Here is a 22,220-nt window from a genome sequence, read left to right as displayed (position 1 = left end):
GTGACGCGCAAGCGCTCTTCGGGGCCGATGCGCTGCTGGCTCACGCGAGTCGGCTCTCGATGGCGTCAAACAACATCGCGCCGATGTCGGTGCCGGTCTGAGCGTCGATGTCCACGACCCCGGTCGGGCTGGTGACGTTGATCTCGGTCAGCCAGTCGCCGATCACGTCTAGCCCGACGAAGAGCAAACCACGTCGCTTCAGTTCCGGACCGACCTGGTCGCAGATCCAGCGATCCCGCTCGGTCAGCGGCTGGGCGACGCCGCGCCCGCCGCGGGCGAGGTTGCCACGGAAATCGTCGCCGCCAGGAATCCGCGCCAGGCAGAAGGGCACCGGCGTACCGTCGATCATCAGGATGCGCTTGTCGCCGGCGCTGATTTCCGGGAGGAAACGCTGCGCCAGCGCGAATTGGCGGCTGTTGTCGGTCAGTGTTTCGAGGATGACGTTGAGGTTCGGGTCGCCGCGCTGGCTGAGGAAGATCGAGCGCCCGGCCATGCCGTCGATCGGCTTGAGCACGCAACGGTCATGTTCGCCGACGAACGCCTTCAGCGTGGCGGCGTCGCGTGCCACCAGCGTCGGCGGGCAGCATTGCGGGAAGCGCAGCGCGAACAGTTTCTCGTTGCAATCGCGCAGCGCCCCCGGATCATTCACCAGCAGTGGTCGCGCCGGATCGGCCATGCTCGCCCACAGAAGTTCGTGCAGGAACGCGGTGTCCACGGGCGGGTCCTTGCGCAGCAGCAGCACGTCGAGTTCGTCGAGCGGCAGCAAGCGCGATGCCGCCGGGGTGAACCACGGGGCATCACCCGGATGCAGCGTGATCGGTCGGAAGCGGGCGCTCGCACGGCCGGCCTCCAGCACCAGGTCGGTCGGGCTGCAAACGAGGATTTCGTGTCCACGCCGCGCGCCAGCGCGCATAATGGCGACGGTGGTGTCCTTGCCTGGCCGAATGCGTTCGGCCGGATCCATCAACACGCCGATCTTGCGCATGGTTCGAAGAGTTCGCTCGGAAGGAAGGAGGCGTGAGTAATCTGCAGGGCTCGCAGCAGATCGTCATTTGTGCCAGTTTCGCGCATGATACCCTTTTTCAACAAGCCGTTAGAGTCTTTACTTGACAGGTTTCTCCACGTTGGCTAAACAGCTTTCAATCGGGTTCGAGGCCGTCGTTGTGCGCTTTTGGGGCCACGCGACACGCGACGAACCGGCATCAGGTTGCACCCAAAGACTCCCGGGGGTCGCATGGACGAGCAAGGTAAGGAAGGTTCCCTCGCCGGATTGAAGGTGATGGTGATCGATGATTCGAAGACCATTCGCCGTACCGCCGAAACACTTCTGAAGAAGGAAGGTTGCGATGTGGTTACCGCAACCGATGGTTTCGAGGCGCTGTCGAAAATCTCCGACCAGCAGCCGCAAATCATCTTCGTCGACATCATGATGCCGCGGCTCGACGGCTATCAGACCTGCGCGCTGATCAAGAACAACCAGATGTTCAAAAGCGTGCCGGTGATCATGCTCTCGTCGAAGGATGGCCTGTTCGACAAGGCGCGTGGCCGCATCGTCGGCTCCGAGCAGTACCTGACCAAACCGTTCACGCGCGAGGAATTGCTCGGCGCGATCCGCCGCCACGTCGATCTGAAGGGCTGATGCCGTCGCAGGGGAGTGGGGTCGATGAGCATTTTCCGCCGCAGATTCGAGAGGAACGCATGAGCGAATCCGCAAGCACGATGGGGCCATTCGAGATGCTGCTCGATTACGAGCAGCGCAGCCTAGCTCATGTTGCCGGCCTGCCCGAACAGATCGACGCGCCCGGCCTTTGGCGCGGCATCGCGTTTCGCGTCGGCGGCAAGCTGATGGTCAGCAGCATCACCGAGATCAACGAAATCCTGACCTACCCGACCATGACCTTCGTGCCCGGCACGCGGTTGTGGCTGCTCGGCGTCGCCAACGTGCGCGGCAACCTGGTGCCGGTGGTGGATCTGCGCGGTTTCGTCGAGGGCGAGAAGAACACCCACAACGAGCGCTCGCGCGTGCTGGTGGTGAAGCAACAGGGCGGCAACGTTGGCCTGCTGGTGGACGAAGTGCTCGGCCAGCGCAGCCTGGTGGATGAGAATGAAGTGGTCGGAGCGGTGGAGGACGATGTGCGCTACCAGCGCTACATCCCCAAGCAGTACGACCTAGGGGGCGTCCGGTACCTGCACTTCAGCGTGAGCGCGCTGGTGCGGAACCGGGAATTCGTACAGGCGGCGGCATAGTCCGTCGGTTTTGGTGGTCAGCGCGGCGAGGAACAACCAATGAGCACAACGTCAGCCAATACCGGGTCGCGATTCAGCGGATCCGCATCCTGGGGCCTTCTGGCCTTTTTCAGCCTCCTGGCGCTGTTGCTGAACGTCGGTTGGCGCTTCTACAAGGACAACCAGGAGCGAGCCGCGATCGGCTACACCACCGACCTGCAGGTGCTGTCGCAACAGGTCTCCAAGTTCGCGACCGAAGCCGCCGCCGGTAATATCGAGGCCTTCGAGGAACTCAGGACCACGCGCGCCTCGATCGAGACACGGGTGAATGGGCTGCTGAAGGGCGACACCAAGGCCGGCATACCGGCCTACGTCAACGAGTCGGATGCGGTGAAGATTCCGCTGAACAAGCTCAGCGAGGATTGGGACCCGATCAACAAGGCTGCGAAAACGATTCTTGAGCGCCAGGAACTGGTGCTCGACATCACCGAAACCGCCTCCGAGTTCCAGTCCGCGATCCCCCAGTTGACCGGCAAGATCGACGAGTTGTTCTCGGTGTTCCGCGACTCGCGCGCGTCCGGCGACAATCTCTATCAGGCCAGCCGTCAGATGCTGCTCGCCGACCGCATGTTGCGCCGCGTGTCCGACATTCTGCAGGGTGGCGATCAGGCGATCTCCGCCGCCGACCAGTTCGCCCGCGACGCCCAGGTTTACAGCCGCGTGCTCAGCGGCTGGATGCAGGGCGACGCTGAAATCGGCATCGAGGCCCTCTCCAATCCGACCGCCCGCGCCATCGTCTCCGACGTCCAGACCCTCTACAGCGGCGTCGGCGAAAACGTCGAGAAGATCCAGAGCGCTTCGACCGACCTGTTCGAGGTAACCGAAGCCGCCGACAACATTTTCCAAGCCTCGGGCTTCCTGCTCGAGTCGAGCAAGAACATGGCGACCGGTCTCGGCAAGCTGCCCGGCCAGCGCATTCTCGGCAACGACTACGTGTCGCTGGTGCTCGGTGGCCTGACCCTGCTGTTCTCGCTGCTCGCCGGTCTTGCCCAGTACGGCGCCACGCGTCGCCAGCTGCAGAGTACCGCCGACCTGAACCAGCGCAACCAGGAAGCCATTCTGCGCTTGCTCGACGAAATGGGTTCGCTCGCGGAGGGCGACCTGACGGTGAAGGCAACGGTGACCGAAGACATCACCGGCGCAATCGCCGACTCGGTCAACTTCGCGGTCGAAGCACTGCGCTCCCTGGTGACCACCATCAACGAGACCGCGGTGCAAGTGGCCGCTGCTGCCCAGGAAACCCAGGCGACGGCGATGCACCTCGCGGAAGCCGCAGAACACCAGGCGCAGCAGATCACCTCGGCCTCGGCGGCAATCAACGAGATCGCGGTCTCGATCGACGAAGTGTCGAAGAACTCGGCCGAATCGGCCGACGTGGCGCAGCGCTCGGTGGCGATCGCCGGCAAGGGCGCAGCGATGGTGCGCCAGACCATCCAGGGCATGGACAACATTCGCGACCAGATCCAGGAAACCTCGAAGCGCATCAAGCGCCTCGGCGAATCCACTCAGGAAATCGGATCGATCGTCGAGCTGATCAACGACATCGCCGAGCAGACCAACATTCTCGCGCTGAACGCCGCCATTCAAGCGGCCTCGGCCGGTGAGGCCGGCCGTGGATTCGCGGTCGTCGCGGACGAAGTGCAGCGACTCGCGGAGCGCTCCGGTGGTGCGACCAAGCGAATCGAAACGCTGGTGCAGACCATTCAGGCGGATACCAACGAAGCCGTCAGCTCGATGGAGCAGACGACCTCTGAAGTGGTGGCGGGTGCCCGCCTCGCGGAAGACGCAGGCCTCGCGCTCGGCGAGATCGAAAAGGTGTCGAACGACCTCGCGGACCTGATTCAGAACATTTCCGAAGCCGCCCGCCAGCAGTCCGCTGCAGCGACCAACATCTCGGCGACCATGAACGTGATTCAGGAAATCACCACGCAGACCTCGGCCGGTGCATCTCAGACTGCGGAGTCGATCGGAAATCTGGCGCAATTGGCCGCCGACCTGCGTCGATCGGTTGCCGACTTCAAGCTGCCGGGCTGACGGAACCGTCCCTCGATGGTGACCATCGCACCCAGCAGGAACCCCTTTTCGCCGATGCCGAGCATGGGCGACGAGGAGTTCGTGCGCTGGGTCGATCTGTTGCAGCGGCGCACTGGTGTGGTGGTGCCGCCCGATCGCAAGACTTTTCTCGTCACCGGCCTGCGAATGCGCATGCGCGAGACCGGCTACGCCAGCTTCGATACCTATTTCGATCAGGTACTGAACGGCGCGCGCGGTGCGATCGAGTGGGCGACTCTGGTGGATCGGCTTACGGTGCACGAGACCCGCTTCTTCCGCCACCTGCCCTCGCTGGAATTGATTGGTGACGAGTGGCTGCCGCTGCATCTTGCAAGAGCGCCGGGCGCCGCCGTGCATGCCTGGAGCGTCGGCTGCGCGACCGGCGAGGAGGCGTACTCGTTGGCGATGGCGCTCGACCTTAAACTGCGCGCGCTTGATGCGCAGAAGGCGTATTTCGGCGTCACCGCCACCGACATCAGCAATCCGGCGCTGGCGGTCGGGCGCTCGGGTCTTTACCCGCGCGAACGCTTGGCGGAGTTGCCGGAACCGTATCGAACGAACTACACCGTGGCCGAAGGCAAGGACTCCTTCCAGATCGTGGAGTCGCTGCGCAAGCGCGTCGGTTTCGCGACCTTCAACCTGCTCGACGTGGCGCGTGCGCCGCTGAAGAAGCTCGACCTGATCTACTGTCAAAACGTGCTGATCTACTTCGCTCGCGAGCGCCGCAAGGCATTGCTCGATGCGCTTGCCGATCTGCTGAAGCCCGGTGGCCTTCTGGTCTTAGGACCTGGTGAGGTGCTCGGATTTGCCAATCCCCAGCTGACACGGATCGGTGGGCGCCAGACCTTGGCGTACTGCCGGAACGGGTGAGGTTGCATATGCGTCTGCAACAAGAAATCGATTTCACCACCCTGAATTGGGTCAAGCAGGAGCTCGACGAGACGCTCAAGCAGGCCCGGCAGGCACTCGAGGCGTTTGTCGAGGACCCTGCGGATTCGAGCCTGATGCGCTTCTGCGCCACCTACCTGCACCAGGTGCAGGGCACACTGCGCATGGTCGAGCTGTATGGCGCGGCGATGGTGGTCGAGGAAATGGAGCGCGTCGCCCAGGGGCTGCTCGACGAGCAGATCCGCAACAAGAATGACGCCTACGAAGTATTGATGCGCGGCATCGTGCAGCTGCCTGACTACCTCGAGCGGCTGCAGGGTGGACACAAGGACATTCCGATCGTCCTGTTGCCGCTGTTGAACGACCTGCGTGCTTGCCGCGGCGAGAAATTGCTCAGTGAAGGCGTGCTGTTCTCGCCCGACCTGTCCGCGGCGCTGCCGGCGGCGGCGGCGGGTCCGGACAAGCCGTTGCCAGACCAGGAGATGAAGCCGGTAGCGGCGCGCCTGCGCACCAACTACCAGATGGCGCTGGTGAAGTGGCTGCGCGACCAGACTTCCAACGTAGCCGCCGCGGGGCTGATGAATGCGCTCGACGGATTGCGCAGCGTCACCTTCCATGAGGATGGTCGGCGCTTGTGGTGGGTGGCCGGCGGCCTGCTGGATGGCGTTCGTGCCGGCCTGGTCGATGCGAATCAGGCGGTGAAACTGCTGTTCGGTCGCGTGGATCGCGAGATCAAGCGTCTGGCCGATAGTGGCGAAGGCACATTCAAGCTCGAGCCGCCGCGTGACCTGATCAAGAACCTGCTTTATTACGCCGCGCATGCGCGTGGCAACGATGGCCGCATCGGCGAACTCAAGCGGACCTACAAGCTCGACTCGCTGCTGCCGAGCGACAAGGAGATCGAACACGCGCGCGGTACCCTGGGCGGCCGCAACAAGGCCCTGCTCGACACCGTCTCGAATGCGATCAAGGAAGATCTGATGCGCGTCAAGGACGCGCTTGATCTCTATCTGCGTACTGCCAACCCGAACCCGGCCGATCTCGGTGCGCAACGCGAAGTGCTCGACCGTGCTGCCGACACGCTCGGCATGCTCGGCCTCGGCGTGCCGCGCCGCGTCGTTCTCGAACAGCGCGACAGCCTGACCGCGATGGTGGCCGGCACCAAGCCGGCCGAGGAAGGCGCGTTGCTCGATATCGCCGGCGCGCTGCTGTTCGTCGATGCCTCGCTTGACGACAACATCGACCGGCTGGGTGCGGACGAGGAGAAGGCGCCCGCAGTCGAAGGCGCGACGACGATGGAACTGCCGCAGGTCGAGGTGCGCAAGATCCTCGACGCGCTAATGAAGGAGGTGCAGGCGAACCTGTTCCAGGTCAAGCAGGACATCGTGGCCTTCATCGAATCCGGTTGGCAGCATGACAAGGCCGAGTCGATTCCGCGCCTGTTCGACGAGATCGGCGGTGCAATGCGCATGGTGCAGCTCGACGAGGCCAGCCAGTTGCTGGCGGCGATGGCGAAGTTCATCGACGTGGAGGTGTTGCTGCGCAAGCGGGTGCCGACCGCGGACCAGATGGATCGACTCGCCGATGCCGTGGCCAGCGTCGAGTATTACCTGGAAGCCACGCACGCGCAGCGTGCCGGGCGCGAAAAGATTCTCGATGTCACCAAGGAAAGCTTGGAAGATCTCGGCTACTGGCCGATTCCCGAGGACGAGGCGCTGGCTGCAGAGACTGCGGCGATGTCCACGCCACCAGCGGCTCGTGCCGTCGCTGCCGTCACGACGCCAGCTGCAATGCCAACAACGGCGGCACCGCCCGCGGCCGAAGAGACCGTGGGCGACGCGCTGCTGAGCGCAGTGAGCCTGCCTGACAGCGGCGAGATCGACCGCTTCATCGCCAATATCGATCGTGGTGAGTCCGGGATGGATTATGTCGCTCCGGTTTCCGCGGAAGCCGTGGAGTCGCCGGAGATGCGCTCGGTGGTCGAGATCGCCCCCGGCACCGGCATGGAAGACTTGGTCGTCGGCGCCGCGGCACCCACACCCGAACCGCCGCCGCAGCAGGATGTCGGCGGGCTCAAGTTCGCCGAGACCACGAGCATGGCCCAGTCGTTGCAGCCGTCCGCTGCCGATGGTGCTGCCGAGGAAGACGAATACGAGTACGAGTGGATCGAGGAGGATCGCGAAGTCATCGAGGAAGCGCCGGTCGCGGACGGTGGTGCGTTCCAATCGGTGCCCTCCGACGATATCGACGAAGAGATCCGCGAAGTCTTCCTCGAAGAAGTTCAGGAAGAAGTGGAAAACCTGAATCGTTGCCTGCCGGAGTGGAAAAACAACACCGCCGATTTTGAGAAGCTGAAACCGGTTCGGCGTTCCTTCCACACCATGAAGGGCAGCGGGCGGCTGGTTGGCGCCATGGCGCTGGGCGAGTTCAGCTGGAAGGTGGAGAACACGCTCAATCGCGTGCTCGACAAGTCCATCGCGATCACCCCAGCGGTGCTGGACTTGCTCGACAAGGCAGTCGCCGCGTTGCCTGCGCTGCTGGCGGCTCTCCGCGGCGAACAACTGCGCGGTGCCGACGTGCCGCAGTTCATCGCCGTTGCCGAGAAGCTGGCAGCGGGAGAGGATGCCTGGGTGCGTCCGGCCGAGCCGATCAAGCGCATCGAGAAGGTGCGCGTGCAGGTCAAGCGCCTGAAGCCGAAAGCGGTGGTGGAGCAACCGGCGCCGTCCCTGATCGTCGCGGCGCCGGTCGAGTTGACCGAGTCGTTCGACATCCACACCGAACTGGCACCGCCGGTTTCGACCGAGGCCGACCTGACGCCCTGGCAGCCGCCGCTGGTCGACCCGATGATGCTGGAGATCCTGCGCAGCGAAGTGGCTACGCACCTGCAGGCAGTACGCGGCTATCTCGACGAGTGCCGGACCGCCGGTGCCGGACAGCAGATCTCGGAGAGTCTGCTGCGGGCGGTTCACACCATGCATGGGGCGATCGCGATGGTCGACCTGCCGGCGATCGCGCCGCTGCTCGCGCCGCTTGAGGGCTACGTCAAGCGCTTGCGCGGGGCCAGCGAAGTGCCGAGCTTGGCCGGCGTGGACGCAATTGCGGAGACTGCCGCACTGATCGAACAGGTGGTGGCGGGGGCCGACCAGCACGGTTTCGTCGCGCCGGATACGACCGCACTGGTCGAACAGCTGACGCGCTTCCGCAATGGTCTGCCTGAGCCCGACAGTGTGCTCGGCGTGTTCAACGTCAATGTCGAAGAAGAAGACGCCGGACTCGCAAGCGATGCAGAAGCGCCGCCTGGCGAGTCTTTCGACGATCTGCTGATCGCGCCAGCGGACGAAGTGGAAATGGAGACCGAGACTGCCGTCGATCCAGTCGCGTCGTCCGGCGACGATGCCTGGTCCTGGGATGCGGACGTAGCAACTGCCGCAACGCCCGAAGTGACCTTGGATGAAGCGTTGTTCGCGGATGCAGGCGTGCTTGAGGAAACCCTGGTGGACCCGCCACTGGGCGCGCCCGCGATCGAGGAAATCACGATGGATGCGCCGGTCGCCGCTTTCGACGGCGATTGGGCTGCGCCACAGTCTGAGGAGGCCGCTCTCGATACCTTGCCGGCGCTGGCGGACGAGGCGCCGGTACTCGAAGTCGAGGACGCGGATCTCGCTTACCGCGAAGACTTGCCGGACGCCGAACCGGCGCTGGAGCTCGCCAGCACGATCCCCGAGCCCGCGCTCGAACCCGAATTCGAAGCGCTGGAGGACTGGTCGATCGAATAGGCATTCGCCCAAGCCGACGCCGAGACCGAATTGCCGGAACTGCAGGATGAGTTCACCGCAGCGGCGGACGTTCCGCCGCTGGTCGATGCCTTGCTGGTCGCGGAGGCGGTTGCCGCTGCACCAGAGGCCTTGATCACCGCGCCAATCGAGGCGTCCTCGCACGAGGTCATGTACGTGCAGGTCGAGCCCGATCTCAATCCGGACGGGCCGCTGGAGCTGCCCGACATGGACGAGGACCTGCTCGAGATATTCGTTCAGGAGGGCGGCGACATTCTCGACGCCTCCGACACCATGATGGCGCGCCTGCGCGAACAGCCGCATGAGCGCGAAATTGTCAGCGGCCTGCAACGCGAGTTGCATACGCTGAAGGGCGGTGCACGCATGGCTGGCCTGGCGCCGATCGGCGACCTGAGCCATGCCATGGAGGCGCTGCTGGAACTGGTGGCCGACGGCCGACGTGCGATGGATCGGGTCTCGCTGGAGTCCCTGGAACGTGGCTTCGACCGTCTGCACCAGTTGGTGCAACGTGTTGCCAAGCGTCAGGCGATCGGCATGCCGGTCAATGCGGTGGCGCGCTTCGACGCGCTGGTGGCAGGCGAGGCGATCGCGACCGTGGATGGCGAGGTGCCAACATCGGACGTCGCCGCGGTCGTGGTCCCGGTCACTGCAGCGGCGGAAACTGCGGTCACAGGTTCCGAAGCGGCCAAGCCGGCCGTGGCTCCGGCACCAACGCCGCGGCCCGCGCGCGACATGATCGAAGAAGTGGAGGAAGCCGGTCGCGTCGCGCAGGAGATGATCCGCGTGCGCTCCGACCTGCTCGACAATCTCGTCAACTACGCCGGCGAGGTTTCGATCTACCGCTCCCGTCTTGAACAGCAGATGGGCACCTTCCGCTTCAACCTGCAGGAACTCGACCAGACGGTGCTGCGTTTGCGCGAGCAGCTGCGCAAGCTCGAGATCGAAACCGAGGCGCAGATCATCGCGCGCTACCAGCGCGAGCACGAAACCTCGGACGCCGACTTCGACCCGCTCGAACTCGATCGCTTCTCCACCTTGCAGCAACTCTCACGAGCGCTGGCCGAGTCGGTGTCCGACTTGGCAGCGTTGCAGAGCGCGCTCGACGATCTTACGCGCCAAGCAGAAACCCTGTTGTTGCAGCAGTCGCGCGTCAGTTCCGACCTGCAGGAAGGTCTGATGCGCACGCGCATGGTGCCGTTCGACTCGGTGGTGCCGCGTCTGCGTCGATTGATGCGGCAGACTGCGGGTGAGTTGAGCAAGCGCGCGCAGTTGCGCGTCGAAGGGGCACAGGGCGAAATGGACCGCAACGTCCTCGATCGCATGACCGCCCCGCTCGAACACATGTTGCGTAACTCGATGGCGCACGGCATCGAGACACCGGCGGAGCGCGCCGCGCAGGGCAAGAACGAAGAAGGCACAGTGACCGTCGCGATCTCGCGTGAGGCAACGGAAGTCGTGATCCGCGTGAGCGACGACGGCAAGGGCATGGATCGCGACGCGATCCGGCGCAAGGCGATCGAGCGCGGGCTGCTCAAACCGGACGCACAGCTGTCCGACCGCGATCTGTTCGGATTCGTGCTCGAAACCGGCTTCTCCACTGCGGAGACGGTCAGCAAGATCGCCGGTCGCGGCGTCGGCATGGACGTGGTGCACTCCGAGATCAAGCAGCTCGGGGGTTCGCTGGCGATCGACTCGGTGCGCGGCAAGGGCAGCCAGTTCACGGTGCGCCTGCCGTTCACGCTGGCGGTGACGCAGGCGATCCTGGTGCGTATCGGTGAGCATCTGTTCGCGGTGCCGATGTCCTCGGTGCAGGGCGTGGTGCGCATCCGCCGCGAAGACCTGGATGCGCGCATGCACAGCGCCCAGCCGGTCTACAGCTATGGCGGCGACGACTACACGATTTATGAAATGAACGACCTGCTGGGTACGGTGTCGCACCGCGCCAGCGACGATGCACAGTTGCCGCTGCTGATGGTGCGCTCCGGCGACCAGCGTGCCGCGGTGCGCGTGGATGCAGTGCTCGGCAGCCGCGAAGTCGTGGTCAAGTCGGTCGGCCCGCAGATCAGTTCGGTGCCGGGCATCTTCGGCGCCACCATCATGGGTGATGGTTCGGTGGTGATGATCCTCGACATGGCGCCGCTGGTGCGCAAGGTCGCGGCGCTGCGCCAGACCGTGCTCGACGAGCAGGGCATCGAGATTCCGTATGTGCCGGAGCCGGTCACTGTCCCGATCGAGCGGCGTCAGCCGCTGATCATGGTGGTCGACGACTCGATCACCATGCGCAAGGTGACGAGCCGCGTGCTCGAACGCAACGACATGGAAGTCACCACCGCGAAGGATGGCCTCGACGCGGTCGAGAAGATCCAGGACCGGGTGCCGGATCTGGTGCTGCTCGACATCGAAATGCCGCGCATGGACGGTTACGAGTTCGCGACCTACATGCGCAACGACCCGCGCCTGAAGGCTGTGCCGATCATCATGATCACCTCGCGTACCGGCGAAAAGCATCGCCAGCGCGCGATGGAAATCGGTGTCGACCGTTACCTGGGCAAGCCTTACCAGGAGGCCGATCTGCTGCGCAATGTCGACGAAATCCTGAGGTTGACCCGTGCCGTCCACTGAGACCAGAGTCGAAGTCGCGATCGGGCTGGTGTACCAGTCCGGGGACCTGCACGCGCATCTGCGTGACGCGCTGCGCGACAGCGGGGCGAGCATTGTCTACGAGACCGAGACGGTGGCATTTGATCGCGCCGCGCTGGCGCGCTCCGGCGCGCAGGTGGTGATCGTCAATCTCGACCCGGACAGTGATGAGCAGCTGGAGGCAATCGACGATCTGCTGGTCGACGATGCCATCAAGGTGGTGTTCAACGACGGCGAGGTCAGCAGCAAGTTGGCCGGCTATGACCTGGCGCGCTGGGCACGGCACCTGGCCGCGAAAATCGTCGGCGATGCCGAATTGTTGCCGCCGCGTCCGGCCGGTGCCGAAGCGGTTCCGGTGCGCAGCATGCCGCAGCATGCGTTGACCACCACCCAGATGCCGAAGTCGCTCGATGCACCGAGCATCAGCGACGACTCGATGCGACATGCCACCGACGCCATTGCCGATGCGTTGGCTTCGTTCGACATGCACGCAACCAAGATGGAGGCCAAGAACTCGCCTGGCGCCGACGACCTGAGTGCATTGCTCGGGGATTTCGGATTGACAGATCCGGTCGGTGCGCTGCCAGCGGCCGCGAATCCATTCGCGGATCTCGGGCTCTCCCTGGATATGGGCGTCGATGCGAAGCCTGCGGAGCGTTCCGATGCGACGGTTGCGCCGGCGGGCGATCTGGCGCCGACGGTCGAATTCGCAAATCCCTTTGACGGGCTCGATTTCGAGTCTCCGGTCCCCGCTGCGGAGCGTCTTCCGGATGAGCGCGATCCTGTGCTCGAAGGGTTGGAGATTGGTGCCAGTGAGCTTGGCGCGGAGACTCCTGCGACATCAGCGGAATCGAAAACCGGCGACCTGCTGGCGTTCGCTGATTTGAGTTTCGATGAGCCCCCCCCAGCCACTGCTTCGGTGATCGGTCTGGATGATCTCCTCGCAGAGCACGCGCAGCGCGCGCCGGCGCCGGCGATGTTGGGTCAGCCAAACGCTGAGACGAGGACACCTCCTGCCGCAAAGGCCGAACCGTCCCAGCGGCTCAGGGAATTGTCGCTCTCGGCCGACGCCGACTATCACGTGGCCGCAAGTACGCCCGCCCCGGCGCCCGAGGTGTTCGTTCCAAACTTCGACTTGAGCGGTCTCTCGCTGGAACCCTCCGAGGAAGAGATGAAGGCGCTCCTGCGGCACTCGGATCCGTATCGTGACGGGGGCATGTCCTATGAGGCGGTGCTGGACCCGTCGGTGCGTTCCAAGGCGGCTCTTGAGCCAGCGCCCGAGCCAGCGAGTCTCCCGCCACAGAAGCCGGCGCCGGTCGATGAGACTACACCCGACTTCCCATTCGACCTCACCTTCGACGAAACGTCGTCGGATTCCGAAGTTTCGGCGATTGGCGAAGCGCCCGCATCCGGTTTGGTGCCCGACTTCGACATCCCCGATGATTTGCTGAGCGAATTTGCTGCGTTGGAGTCGGTGGGCCCGTCAGCCGCAGCCAGCGCTCGAAAGGACGCGGTCCTGTGCAGAGTCTGGGTGCTCGGGGCGTCGATTGGCGGGCCCGATGCAGTGCGCGAGTTCTTGGCGAATATCCCGGCGAGCGTGCAGTCCTGCTTCGTGTTGGCGCAGCACATGGGCGCGGACTTCGTCGATTTGATGGTGGCGCAGTTGCAGAAGGCGACGCCGATGCCTGTGGCCATCGCCGGTTCCGGCATGCGCGCTGGTCACGGTCAGGTGTTGGTGGCACCAATCGCCGAGCGCATGCTGCTGGATCCGAGCGGCGAGGTGAAGGTGGTCGCGCTCGATGAGGCGTCACCCTACAGCCCGTCGATCGACCGCGTGCTGATCGACGTGGCCGATCGCTTTGGCGCCGATGCCGGGGCGATCATCTTTAGCGGCATGGCGCATGATGCGATCGAAGGCGCAATGCACCTGGCGAAAAAGGGCGGCAGCGTGTGGGTGCAGGACCCGGCGACCTGCGTCGTGAGTTCGATGATCGATGGTGCGATGGAAGCCGGCGTCGTCAGCTTCATCGGCACGCCGGTCGATCTGGCGGCGGAGTTCGTCCGTCGTTTTGGCAAGGCGTAAGGACGGGGAGCGCACGATGGAAAAGCAGGCCGAAATCCGCGGATTGATGATCACGGTGACCAACGGGCGCGTGCTGCTGCCCAACGCCAACGTGACCGAGATCATCACCTACTCGACGCCAGAGCCGATCGAGAACGCGCCGCCGTGGCTGCTCGGCCGCACCCGTTGGCGCGGCTGGCGTGTGCCGCTGGTGTCGTTCTCGATGTTGACCGGGCTGGCGGCGAAGGAAGGCGGTGTCAACGCCAAGGTCACCGTGCTCAAGGCCCTGGGCGGTAATCCGAAGATGCCGTTCCTGGCGATGGTGGCGCAGGGCTTTCCGCGTCTGACCACGATTTCGGCGGAGACCATGGTCGCGGCTGGCGAGGGCGAGGAACACGCAGTCGGTATCGCCCACACCGTGCTGGTGCGTGATGATCACGCCATCGTGCCCGACCTGGTCGGGATCGAGCGCCTGATCAGCGACGCCATCGCCGCCTGAGATCTCCGCCGTCGAGCGTGCGCATGGGATGCGCGCCCTCGCCGAGCGACGTTAGCTGGTTCAGTCGACGTAACCCGCCACCATCACGCGCTTGCCGTGCAGCAACTGTTCGTAGCCGTCCGACGGAACCGGCAGCACTTCGACGCGCGCGAACCCGACCTTGCGCATGATCCAGCACAGCGCTTCGGTGCTCGGCACCAGACAGATGCCGGTAGTGCTGGCCTCGGGGCCATGGGTGTCGTCGGTCTCGTCGATGATGCCGAATGAGCCCTTGAGAGGCCGCACGAACTTGTAGCTGCCGTAATCGACCATGCCGCTCAGGTTCGGTACCACCTGGGTTTCCACCAGGCACAGGCGTCGCGTCAGCGCGCGCGCCACGCGCAGCGCCCCCACCGGATTCTCGAGGTGGTAGAGCAAACCCAGGCACAGGCAGACGTCGAACTGGCCCACGGCCGCGAGGTCCAGTGCGTGCACGTCGGACTGCATCATGCGCATCTGCGTCAAGCGCAGGGTGTCGCGGATCAACGTGGCGTCGGCAATGTGCTCGCTGCGCGCATCGACCGCGAGCACGTCGCGCAGACCGAGTTGCGCCAACTGCACCGAGAACCAGCCCTGGTGGCAGGCGAGGTCGATGCCGTCGAGTTGCGTCAGGTCATCGCCGAAGCGGGCACGCAGCGCCGCCGCGAGCATGGACGAACGGGTGTGGTGGATGCCATCAAGCCAGCCGCCATCGTAGCTCGGCGTGGTGGCGCCGCTCGGCAGCCGGAACGGATAGAACCAAGGGCGCGCCAGTGCGCGCGCTTCCAGATCGGCGGTCATGGCCTCATCCCTGGTTGACGGGTGCGAAGTCGCGACGGGCGCTCGCGATAGTGACGGTGAAGCCGGCGATCACGTCGATCAGGCACATCGCGGTCAGCGCGAAGAAGGCCGGGTGCGCGAACTTCGGCGCGATCAGCAGTTCCACCAGCGCGACGATGAACACGATTAGCGACAGCGCGTGGTCGAGAACGCTCATCGAACTGGTGCGCGTGGCCTTGAAGATCTCGACGTAGAGCAGGATCAGGCCGAGCACGACCAGCGCGTCGCCGCTCGCGAACGCGACGCCGCCGCCGGAGGGCAAGGTCAGCACGAACAGCGGCTCGGCGAAGCCGGTCTGGGCTGCGAACGCGACCAGATTCGCGAGCAGCAGCACGACGGAAAGCAGGGGAATGGCCGACAGCATGACGCGCTCTCGCAGGGCGGAGCCGCATTGTGCCAGAGCCGGCCGCTCAGGCGTGGATGCGGCGGTCGCGCGGCAGGTGACTGACCAGGAACTGCATCTGGTCGGAGAGGATGTTGCGGTTCGACAGGATCAGGTGCTCGACCCAGCTCGGACGGTAGGGGATCGCGAGCAGCGGCATGTTCGCCTGCTGCGGCGTGCGCCCGCCCTTGTGCACGTTGCAGGCCAAGCAGGCGCTGACCACGTTTTCCCACACGTCGCGTCCGCCTCGGGAGGTCGGCAGCACGTGGTCGCGGGTCAATTGCGGGCGGCCGAAATGCTGGCCGCAATACATGCACAGATAGCGGTCGCGCGCGAACAGCGCGGCGTTGGTCAGGGCCGGCGCCGGTGCCATCAGTCCGGGACGCGCATGGCCGCGGCTGGCCACGATCGGGTGCAGTTCAACGATGCTCTGCGATCCGGTCCGGCGGCTCCTGCCGCCATGCACGGTCAGGCAAGGCTCGCCGATGGTCCATGCGACCGCACCGCGGACGTAGAGGCAGGTGGCTTCCTGCCAGCTCATCCAGTCGAGGATGCGACCGTTCGAGTCGAGCGATAGCAGCCGCGTCGAATCCAGATCGGCCTTCTGTGCAACCTGCAACAGCATCCCGTCCTCCAGCGCCAGTGGATCACTGCTGGCGCCCGAGCATAGCCGAAAGCCATGGCACGACCGCAATACGCCTCAGACCGCCGCCGGCAGGAACCCGAGGTGGTGAGAGCCGGTGCCGCCTTGGGTGATGTCGGTGAAGCGGGTGACGTTGGGGAAAACCAGGCCGCGGCCACCAGCATCGTCCGGCAGTCCGTACCAGCGCGCGAGCGTCCACGCATACTGGTCAACACTGGTGGTCGGGATGATCTGGCCCCAGCCGGCGTCATCCGGGTTCGAGGCGCTGGCCGCGAGGCTCGGGAAGCGGCCGTAGAACTGGCCGCCGTTGACCGCGCCTCCAAGCACCAGGTGATGCCCGCCCCAGCCATGGTCGGTGCCATCGCCGTTGTTGGTGAGCGTGCGACCGAACTCGCTGGCGGTGAACGTCGTCACCTGATCCGCGATGCCCATGGTCTGCGTCGCTTGGTAGAACTTCGTCAGCCCATTCGCGATGGCACGGATCAGGCCGGGGTGGTCGGCGAGTTGGGTGTCGTGATTGTCGAAACCGCCGAGTCCGACGAAGAAGATCTGGCGCTGCATCTGCAGCGTGTCGCGCACTGCGATCAGGCGCGCCACCATCTTCAGCTGGCGCGTGAGGTAGTCCTCGATGGATGCGTCGGTACCAAACACGGCATCGAAATCGGGTGCGGCCGCCAGTGCGCTGATGACCTGCTCGTAGTTGGATACGGTGCGCTTGAATCCGTTCGCGTAGGTGCGCTCGAGCGGGTGCGAGAGCGGGGCATTGAGCAACTGGTACAACGCCGCGCGCCGATCGGTCGGGTCGGACCAGGTCGGGTCGATGTTGCTGATGCGGTCCACACCCCAGGCATTCAGGAAGTAGGGAACCACGTCCTCGCCCGACTCGAGGACGTTCTCGCCGTCGGTCGAAATCGTCATCGCCAGGTTCTGGTTGGTGTTGCTGGCGCCGAAGCGGTCCGCGAGCAAGCCGCCCCAACCCATGCGGTCCAGGCTGTTGGCCGTGGGTGTCTGCCAGTAGGTCGCTTGATCCTCGTGCGAGAACAGCTGCGGGGGGACCGGCACGCTTTCGTTCTGGTACTGGGTCTTGGTGACCGGATAGAGCAGCGGCCCCGTGTTGGCGACGATTGCAAGCGGGCTGTTGGCCTGGTTGAACAAGCCGGCCAGGGTCGAAACCGACGGATGCGGCGGCGTGCCGGTGCCGGTCACGACCCCGGGGTGCAGGCCGTAGGCGGCACCGCTGGCGGTCGGGGTCAGCGCCACCAGTTGGCTGCGCGGCACGGCGATGCCGCTGCGCGTCGCGGTGTAGGTGGCATGTGCCGAAACATCGCGCGGCACCACCATGTTGAAGCTGTCGTTGCCGCCGTAGAGGAACACGCAGACCAAGGCCCGGTAGTCGGTTCCGAGCAACGCGCGGCGGTCCTTGCCCAGCGTGGCTGCTTGCGCCAGGGAGAACTTGCCGGCGAGCGAGGTGAAGGCGGCGCTGGAGGCGGCGAGGCAGAGCGAGCGCTTGAGCAGGTCGCGACGTTTCATGGCGTTCCTCACTTCTCGATGACGTATTCGGGGGAAACCATGATCAGCCACAGCGCCTCCCATGCGCGCCGGTAGCCGGCCTCGTCGCCGACCGGAATGGCCAGCAGATAGGTTCTGAGGGTGTTGCGCATGTGCGTGCTCATCGTGCCCGACATCATCAGCACGTCCAGGCGTTCGAGCAGGCGCTCGATCGAGGCATTGCCCGAGAGCGCTCGCTCGCTGGCGAGGTTGATCTTGGTTGCGTCCGGATCGGCCCATTCGCTCGGGTTGCCGACGTAGTTCCAGACCATGGTGTCGAGCACGTTGCTGAAATTGGTGACATAGCCATCGGTCTGGATCTGGAACTCTGGCGCCACCCAGCCGTTGCTGGCGATCTCACCAGCGGGCTGGTAGTCGGGCAGGAAGAAGTTGAATACGGTGCGCGCGTGCAGCGGCATCTGCGGCACGTACTGGCCGGGCCACCAGATCCACCAGTCCTGGTAACGGCCAGTCGGATTGGTGGCCGCGAACGCGCGCCAGATTTGCGTCATGCGCAGCATCGGTTCGCGTAGCTTGCCCTGGTGCGAGCCGGTCACCGGGCGCGCGCGTGCATCCGGATCCATCAGCACCGCACGCACGACTGCGCGCAAGTCGCCGCGCACCCCGCTGCCGTTGTTGTTGAACACGCCGGCGACGCGGGCGATGTAGTCGGGCTCGGGGTTGCTGGTGACGAAGCGCTGGATCAGGCGTTGCGCCAGGAACGGGCCCACGTTTGGATGGCCGGCGACATTGTCGAGTGCCGCCGACAGATTCGAGTAGGGCGTGGGGCTGCCATGTGCGGCCAGTGGTTCGGGGGATCCGGTGAGCACGCCGCCGGCGAGGGCCGCGCCCGGATAGACCAGCAGTTGCTTGTCGCCCAGGTAGGCATGCCAGACGAACCACGGCGGCGTGTTGCCCCACCACGGGCCTTCCGGTGTCTGCATCGGCTGCAACCAGCCGGCGCCCGTCTCGCCCGGACCACACCACTCGAACTCGCGCACCGGACAGCCGGCAAAGGTCCAGCCGGTGAATACGTGCGCGAAGCCGCGAATCGTGTCCTGGTTGAAGGTGGGGACGGTCTGCACCCCGGCGGTGCCGGCATCACCGTCCACAGGGCTGCCATCAAGATTGAGTTGCACCAGGCCGACAGAAAACAGCTGCATGATCTCGCGCGCATAGTTCTCGTCGGGGCGCACGTTCGATGCTTCGTCCGGCTTGCGGTTCTGCAGCATCGACAGATAGCGGCCCATCACCGGGCTCAGCGTCACCTGTTCCAGCAGCGCGCGATAGCTGCCGAGGCCATGTGTGCCGAGCAGGTCGTAGTAGTGCGCCAGCGCAAACGGTTCGCCGCCGAGGCCGGCGCCCTGGTCCGAGACCACGAGGATCTCGCTCAGTGCCAGGGCCACGCGTTGGCGCAATTGGTCGGGTGCCGTCAGAGCGCGCTGGAAGAAGGCCTCATAGCGCACGTTCTGGCCGACGTCTTGATTGGCAGCCGCCAGCGCGTCCAGGTAGGGGCGATGCGAAGAAAATGCGAGATTCAGTTGCTCGTTGAGCCACGCGTTGTAGCCGATCTGGCGCAAGCGCTGAATCTCCGGCATGGTCGGCCCCAACGTCGCCTGGGTCAGGAAGCGCGCGGCTTCATAGTCGTTGTAGGGACCTTCGGCGGGTTCGTCGAAGCTGGCGGTAAACAGCAAGTCGCCGGCACGGGCTCCCGGAGCAAGCGCCAGCAGTGCTCCGGCAATGACGGTGACGAAGGATCGGATCGGGCTCATGGGGCACTCGCATTTGAACGTCAATATTTGTAGTGCACGAGTTGTTCCGCTGCTGTGAAGCACAAGCCGCAAATTGCGGTGGTGCGCACGTTGCTTGCGTGATCTGACCCGCAAATCGAGAAATTCGCGGCAATGGACCGATGTTTACGCACGCGAGTCTTGTCCCTCGACCGCCGGTCAAGCCCGCAAACGCGCGACTTCAATGGATCGCGACTGGGTGTCCGTGATACGGAACGACCTCACGGTTGATGGTTCGTCGCCACTCAAGTTCCGCGGTTGGACCCGAAAATTTCACCCTTGCTCGGCGGCGAGGGTCAATAGAGTCAACGATTGGGCGCGATATCGGGCAGCAACCGAACATCGGGCCGATCGCGGCGATGCCGAGCACGAGGATCAGGATCGCCGCGGCAGGTGAGTGCCGGCGTTCGGCGCAACGAGCGCAATGCACGCGACAGCTTCATCCGGCACGCCTGCAAGGTGGTGCTCACCGCCGCTCGCCGAACAGCGACCCGAAGCTGAGGTAGAACGAATCTTCGCCGCCTTCGGCGAGGCCGTAGCCGAAGAAGATCGGGCCGAGTGGCGAGTCGATGCCGACGAAGGTGGAGCCGGCGATCAGCAGCGAGTCGAGGCTGATCGCGTCGCGGCTTTCCCAGACGTTGCCGGTCTCGACGCTGGCGCCGATGTAGGCGGGCAGCGCGAACAGGCGCGACATGTCGCCGAAGCGGCGGTAGTAGATGGCGCGGGCGAGTGCGCTGTGCTCGCCGCTCAGATCGCGGTCGCCGAAGCCGGAGAGGCGGGTGAAACCGCCAAGCGTGGCGAGTGCGCTGAAGGACTCCGGGTTGCCCCAACTGGTCTGGGCTTCCATGCCGAGCAGCAGACGATGGCGGTCGAACGCGAAGGCGCGATGCCAGTCGGCGTGCACGACTTCGCCGTTGGCTTCGGAGCCGAGGCCCGGGCGGCTGATGCTGAGGTCGATGGCACCACGACGACCGGAAGTCGGGAAGCCGAGGTCGTCGAGACTGTCGTGGTCGAGGGCGAACACGAAGCTGGTGGCATCGGAAGTGAAGCCGCTGGCACCGGGCAGGGTGCCGGTCTGCACCTGCGCGCGGTTGTGGCCGTACTCGAGCCCGCCTTCGACGCGCCAGCGGTGGCCCAGATTGGTCCCGACGCGGGCACCCGCAAGCGCGCGGCGCAGTCGCGCCTCCAGCACGCCCGAGCCGACCGCGAACGACTGGTTGCGCGCGTCGAAGCGAACCTCGGGTCGCCAGTAGTACTGGCCACGCTCACCCCAGGGTTGATACCACTCGCCGCTGATCGCGGCGACGCGCCCGAGGTCGGCGCGCACGCGTGCCTCGGCGCCGCGCTCGGAGAGTCCGGTGAACGTCGCTTCGGCGGAAAGTTGATAGTCGCTGCGACCGTTGAAATCGTCCGACAGCTGCAGGCCGAATCCGACGAAGTTCGGTCCCCAGCCCTTGTCGATGGGCGCGACCAGCAAGCCGGTGGCATTGCCGCGGCGCTCGAGGTTGTAGAGGATGCGCTCGTAGTGGCCGGTGCCGTAGGCCTCGCCGACGCGCTGTTCGATGTCGGCGCTGTCCATCGGTGCGCCAACCGCGCCGCTCATGGCCGTATGCACGAACAGCGGCGAGCGTGTGCGCTTGGCATCGACTTCGACGAATTCGAGCTTGGGCGCATCGAACTCCGCGCGCCGCTGTTGCAGGCGCACGGCGGCGAATGCGTCGCCGGGCAGGGCCAGGGGTTTGAGTTTGGCGACCGCGGCTTCTGCCGCTGCGGCACCGCTGCCGATCGCGCCGAGCGCGCGGTCGAATTCGGCACTGCCAAGATCGCCGAGATCCGGGCGGATCAGCACGTCCTGCGGCGACATCGCGGCGAGCACGGCGTCGGTGCGCTGCTTCATCAACAGTGTGATCATCTGCAGCGTGATCGACAGCGGCGAACCGAGCTTGTCTTCGGCCATCATCGGTTCGCCGACGTCGACGACGATGACGCGATCCACGCCCATCGCCTTGACCACGTCGACCGGGACGTTGTTGACGATGCCGCCATCGACCATCAACTTGCCGTTGACGCGGATCGGCGCGAACGCGCCCGGCACCGACATGCTGGCGCGGATCGCGAGTGCGAGGTCGCCCTTGCGGAACACCACCTGTTCGCCCTTGCCGATGTCGGTGCCGACCGCGCGAAACGGAATCGGCAGGTCATCGAAGTTCTTGAGATCCCAGTACTGCAGCAGCATGCGCCGCATCAGGTTGAGGAACTTCTGTCCCTGCAGCACGCCGCGCGGTGCGATCAGCTTGCCTTCGCGCAGGCCAAGCTTGAACTCGAGCAAATCGCGGTAGTCCTCGTCCTTGCGCCGCATCGGCAGTTCCGCGCGCGCCGGGTCGTCGCTGAAGAAATCCTTCCAGTCCAGCGACGCGATCAGCGCCTCGATCTCGTCCGGGGTGTAGCCGGCGGCATACAGGCCGCCGACGATCGAACCCATGCTGGTGCCGGCGATGGCGTGGATCGGAATGTGCTCGCGCTCCAGCACCTTGAGCACACCGATGTGCGCTGCCCCGCGCGCGCCGCCGCCACCGAGCACGAGCCCGATGCGCGGCGCATTCGCGAGCGCATGCGCGTAGGCGGCAGGGGTCGCCTCCTCGTCCTCGCGGGCGGTCGTGGCGGCGCGGGTGACTACGGAACCGATCAGCAGCAGGATGGCGAAGGCGAGGCGCATGGGAGATCCGGGCAATCCGATGCGCCCATGTTAGCGGTCGCGCTACGCTACGCGCCCGTTTT

Annotated in this window: 15 protein-coding genes; 8 read left to right on the top strand and 7 right to left on the bottom strand. The window is 65.2% G+C overall.

Annotated features, from left to right (window positions below; genetic code table 11):
- Positions 1–40: 40 nt before the first annotated feature.
- Positions 41–985 carry a glutathione synthase gene (gshB, locus tag IPG63_01160; protein MBK6725862.1) on the bottom strand — a complete coding sequence of 315 codons (945 nt, stop codon included), beginning with the start codon at positions 983–985 and terminating at the stop codon, positions 41–43.
- Between the two features lie 249 nt (positions 986–1,234).
- Here gshB and pilG point away from each other — a divergent pair, with 249 nt between their 5' ends.
- From pilG to IPG63_01120, 8 genes are all read left to right on the top strand, one after another.
- Positions 1,235–1,639, top strand: a complete 405-nt coding sequence (gene pilG, locus IPG63_01155; GenBank protein ID MBK6725861.1) for a twitching motility response regulator PilG — start codon at positions 1,235–1,237, stop codon at positions 1,637–1,639.
- A 59-nt stretch (positions 1,640–1,698) separates the two neighbouring features.
- The gene (locus IPG63_01150; GenBank protein ID MBK6725860.1) at positions 1,699–2,247 is read left to right on the top strand and encodes a purine-binding chemotaxis protein CheW; all 549 of its coding nucleotides are present in this window, start codon (positions 1,699–1,701) and stop codon (positions 2,245–2,247) included.
- 39 nt (positions 2,248–2,286) lie between these two features.
- On the top strand, positions 2,287–4,320 hold the full coding sequence (locus IPG63_01145) for a type IV pili methyl-accepting chemotaxis transducer N-terminal domain-containing protein (protein ID MBK6725859.1): 2,034 nt from the start codon (positions 2,287–2,289) through the stop codon (positions 4,318–4,320).
- A gap of 15 nt (positions 4,321–4,335) precedes the next feature.
- Positions 4,336–5,208 carry a protein-glutamate O-methyltransferase CheR gene (locus IPG63_01140; protein MBK6725858.1) on the top strand — a complete coding sequence of 291 codons (873 nt, stop codon included), beginning with the start codon at positions 4,336–4,338 and terminating at the stop codon, positions 5,206–5,208.
- Between the two features lie 8 nt (positions 5,209–5,216).
- Entirely contained in the window at positions 5,217–9,002 is a 3,786-nt protein-coding gene (locus tag IPG63_01135) for an Hpt domain-containing protein (protein ID MBK6725857.1), read from the top strand.
- Positions 9,003–9,170: 168 nt separating this feature from the next.
- A complete protein-coding gene (locus tag IPG63_01130; GenBank protein ID MBK6725856.1) occupies positions 9,171–11,642 on the top strand; it encodes a response regulator in 2,472 nt (823 codons plus the stop codon).
- 412 nt (positions 11,643–12,054) lie between these two features.
- Positions 12,055–13,743 carry a hypothetical protein gene (locus tag IPG63_01125; GenBank protein MBK6725855.1) on the top strand — a complete coding sequence of 563 codons (1,689 nt, stop codon included), beginning with the start codon at positions 12,055–12,057 and terminating at the stop codon, positions 13,741–13,743.
- 16 nt (positions 13,744–13,759) lie between these two features.
- Entirely contained in the window at positions 13,760–14,221 is a 462-nt protein-coding gene (locus IPG63_01120; protein ID MBK6725854.1) for a chemotaxis protein CheW, read from the top strand.
- A gap of 60 nt (positions 14,222–14,281) precedes the next feature.
- Here IPG63_01120 and IPG63_01115 read toward each other — a convergent pair whose 3' ends face one another.
- From IPG63_01115 to IPG63_01090, 6 genes are all read right to left on the bottom strand, one after another.
- Positions 14,282–15,040 (bottom strand): methyltransferase domain-containing protein, encoded by a 759-nt coding sequence (locus IPG63_01115; protein MBK6725853.1) that lies wholly within the window; start codon positions 15,038–15,040, stop codon positions 14,282–14,284.
- A gap of 4 nt (positions 15,041–15,044) precedes the next feature.
- Entirely contained in the window at positions 15,045–15,443 is a 399-nt protein-coding gene (locus IPG63_01110; GenBank protein ID MBK6725852.1) for a hypothetical protein, read from the bottom strand.
- 46 nt (positions 15,444–15,489) lie between these two features.
- The gene (locus IPG63_01105) at positions 15,490–16,086 is read right to left on the bottom strand and encodes an HNH endonuclease (protein ID MBK6725851.1); all 597 of its coding nucleotides are present in this window, start codon (positions 16,084–16,086) and stop codon (positions 15,490–15,492) included.
- Between the two features lie 75 nt (positions 16,087–16,161).
- On the bottom strand, positions 16,162–17,634 hold the full coding sequence (locus IPG63_01100) for a DUF1501 domain-containing protein (protein ID MBK6725850.1): 1,473 nt from the start codon (positions 17,632–17,634) through the stop codon (positions 16,162–16,164).
- Positions 17,635–17,642: 8 nt separating this feature from the next.
- Entirely contained in the window at positions 17,643–19,424 is a 1,782-nt protein-coding gene (locus IPG63_01095) for a DUF1800 domain-containing protein (GenBank protein MBK6725849.1), read from the bottom strand.
- 484 nt (positions 19,425–19,908) lie between these two features.
- Entirely contained in the window at positions 19,909–22,158 is a 2,250-nt protein-coding gene (locus IPG63_01090; protein MBK6725848.1) for a patatin-like phospholipase family protein, read from the bottom strand.
- Between the last annotated feature and the right edge of the window lie 62 nt (positions 22,159–22,220).

The sequence above is a fragment of the Lysobacterales bacterium genome (assembly GCA_016703225.1).
In the GTDB taxonomy this organism is placed as follows: Bacteria; Pseudomonadota; Gammaproteobacteria; order Xanthomonadales; family Ahniellaceae; genus JADKHK01.
The sequence above is the reverse complement of the archived record's forward strand: the minus strand, read 5'-3'. Positions and strand labels throughout refer to the sequence as shown.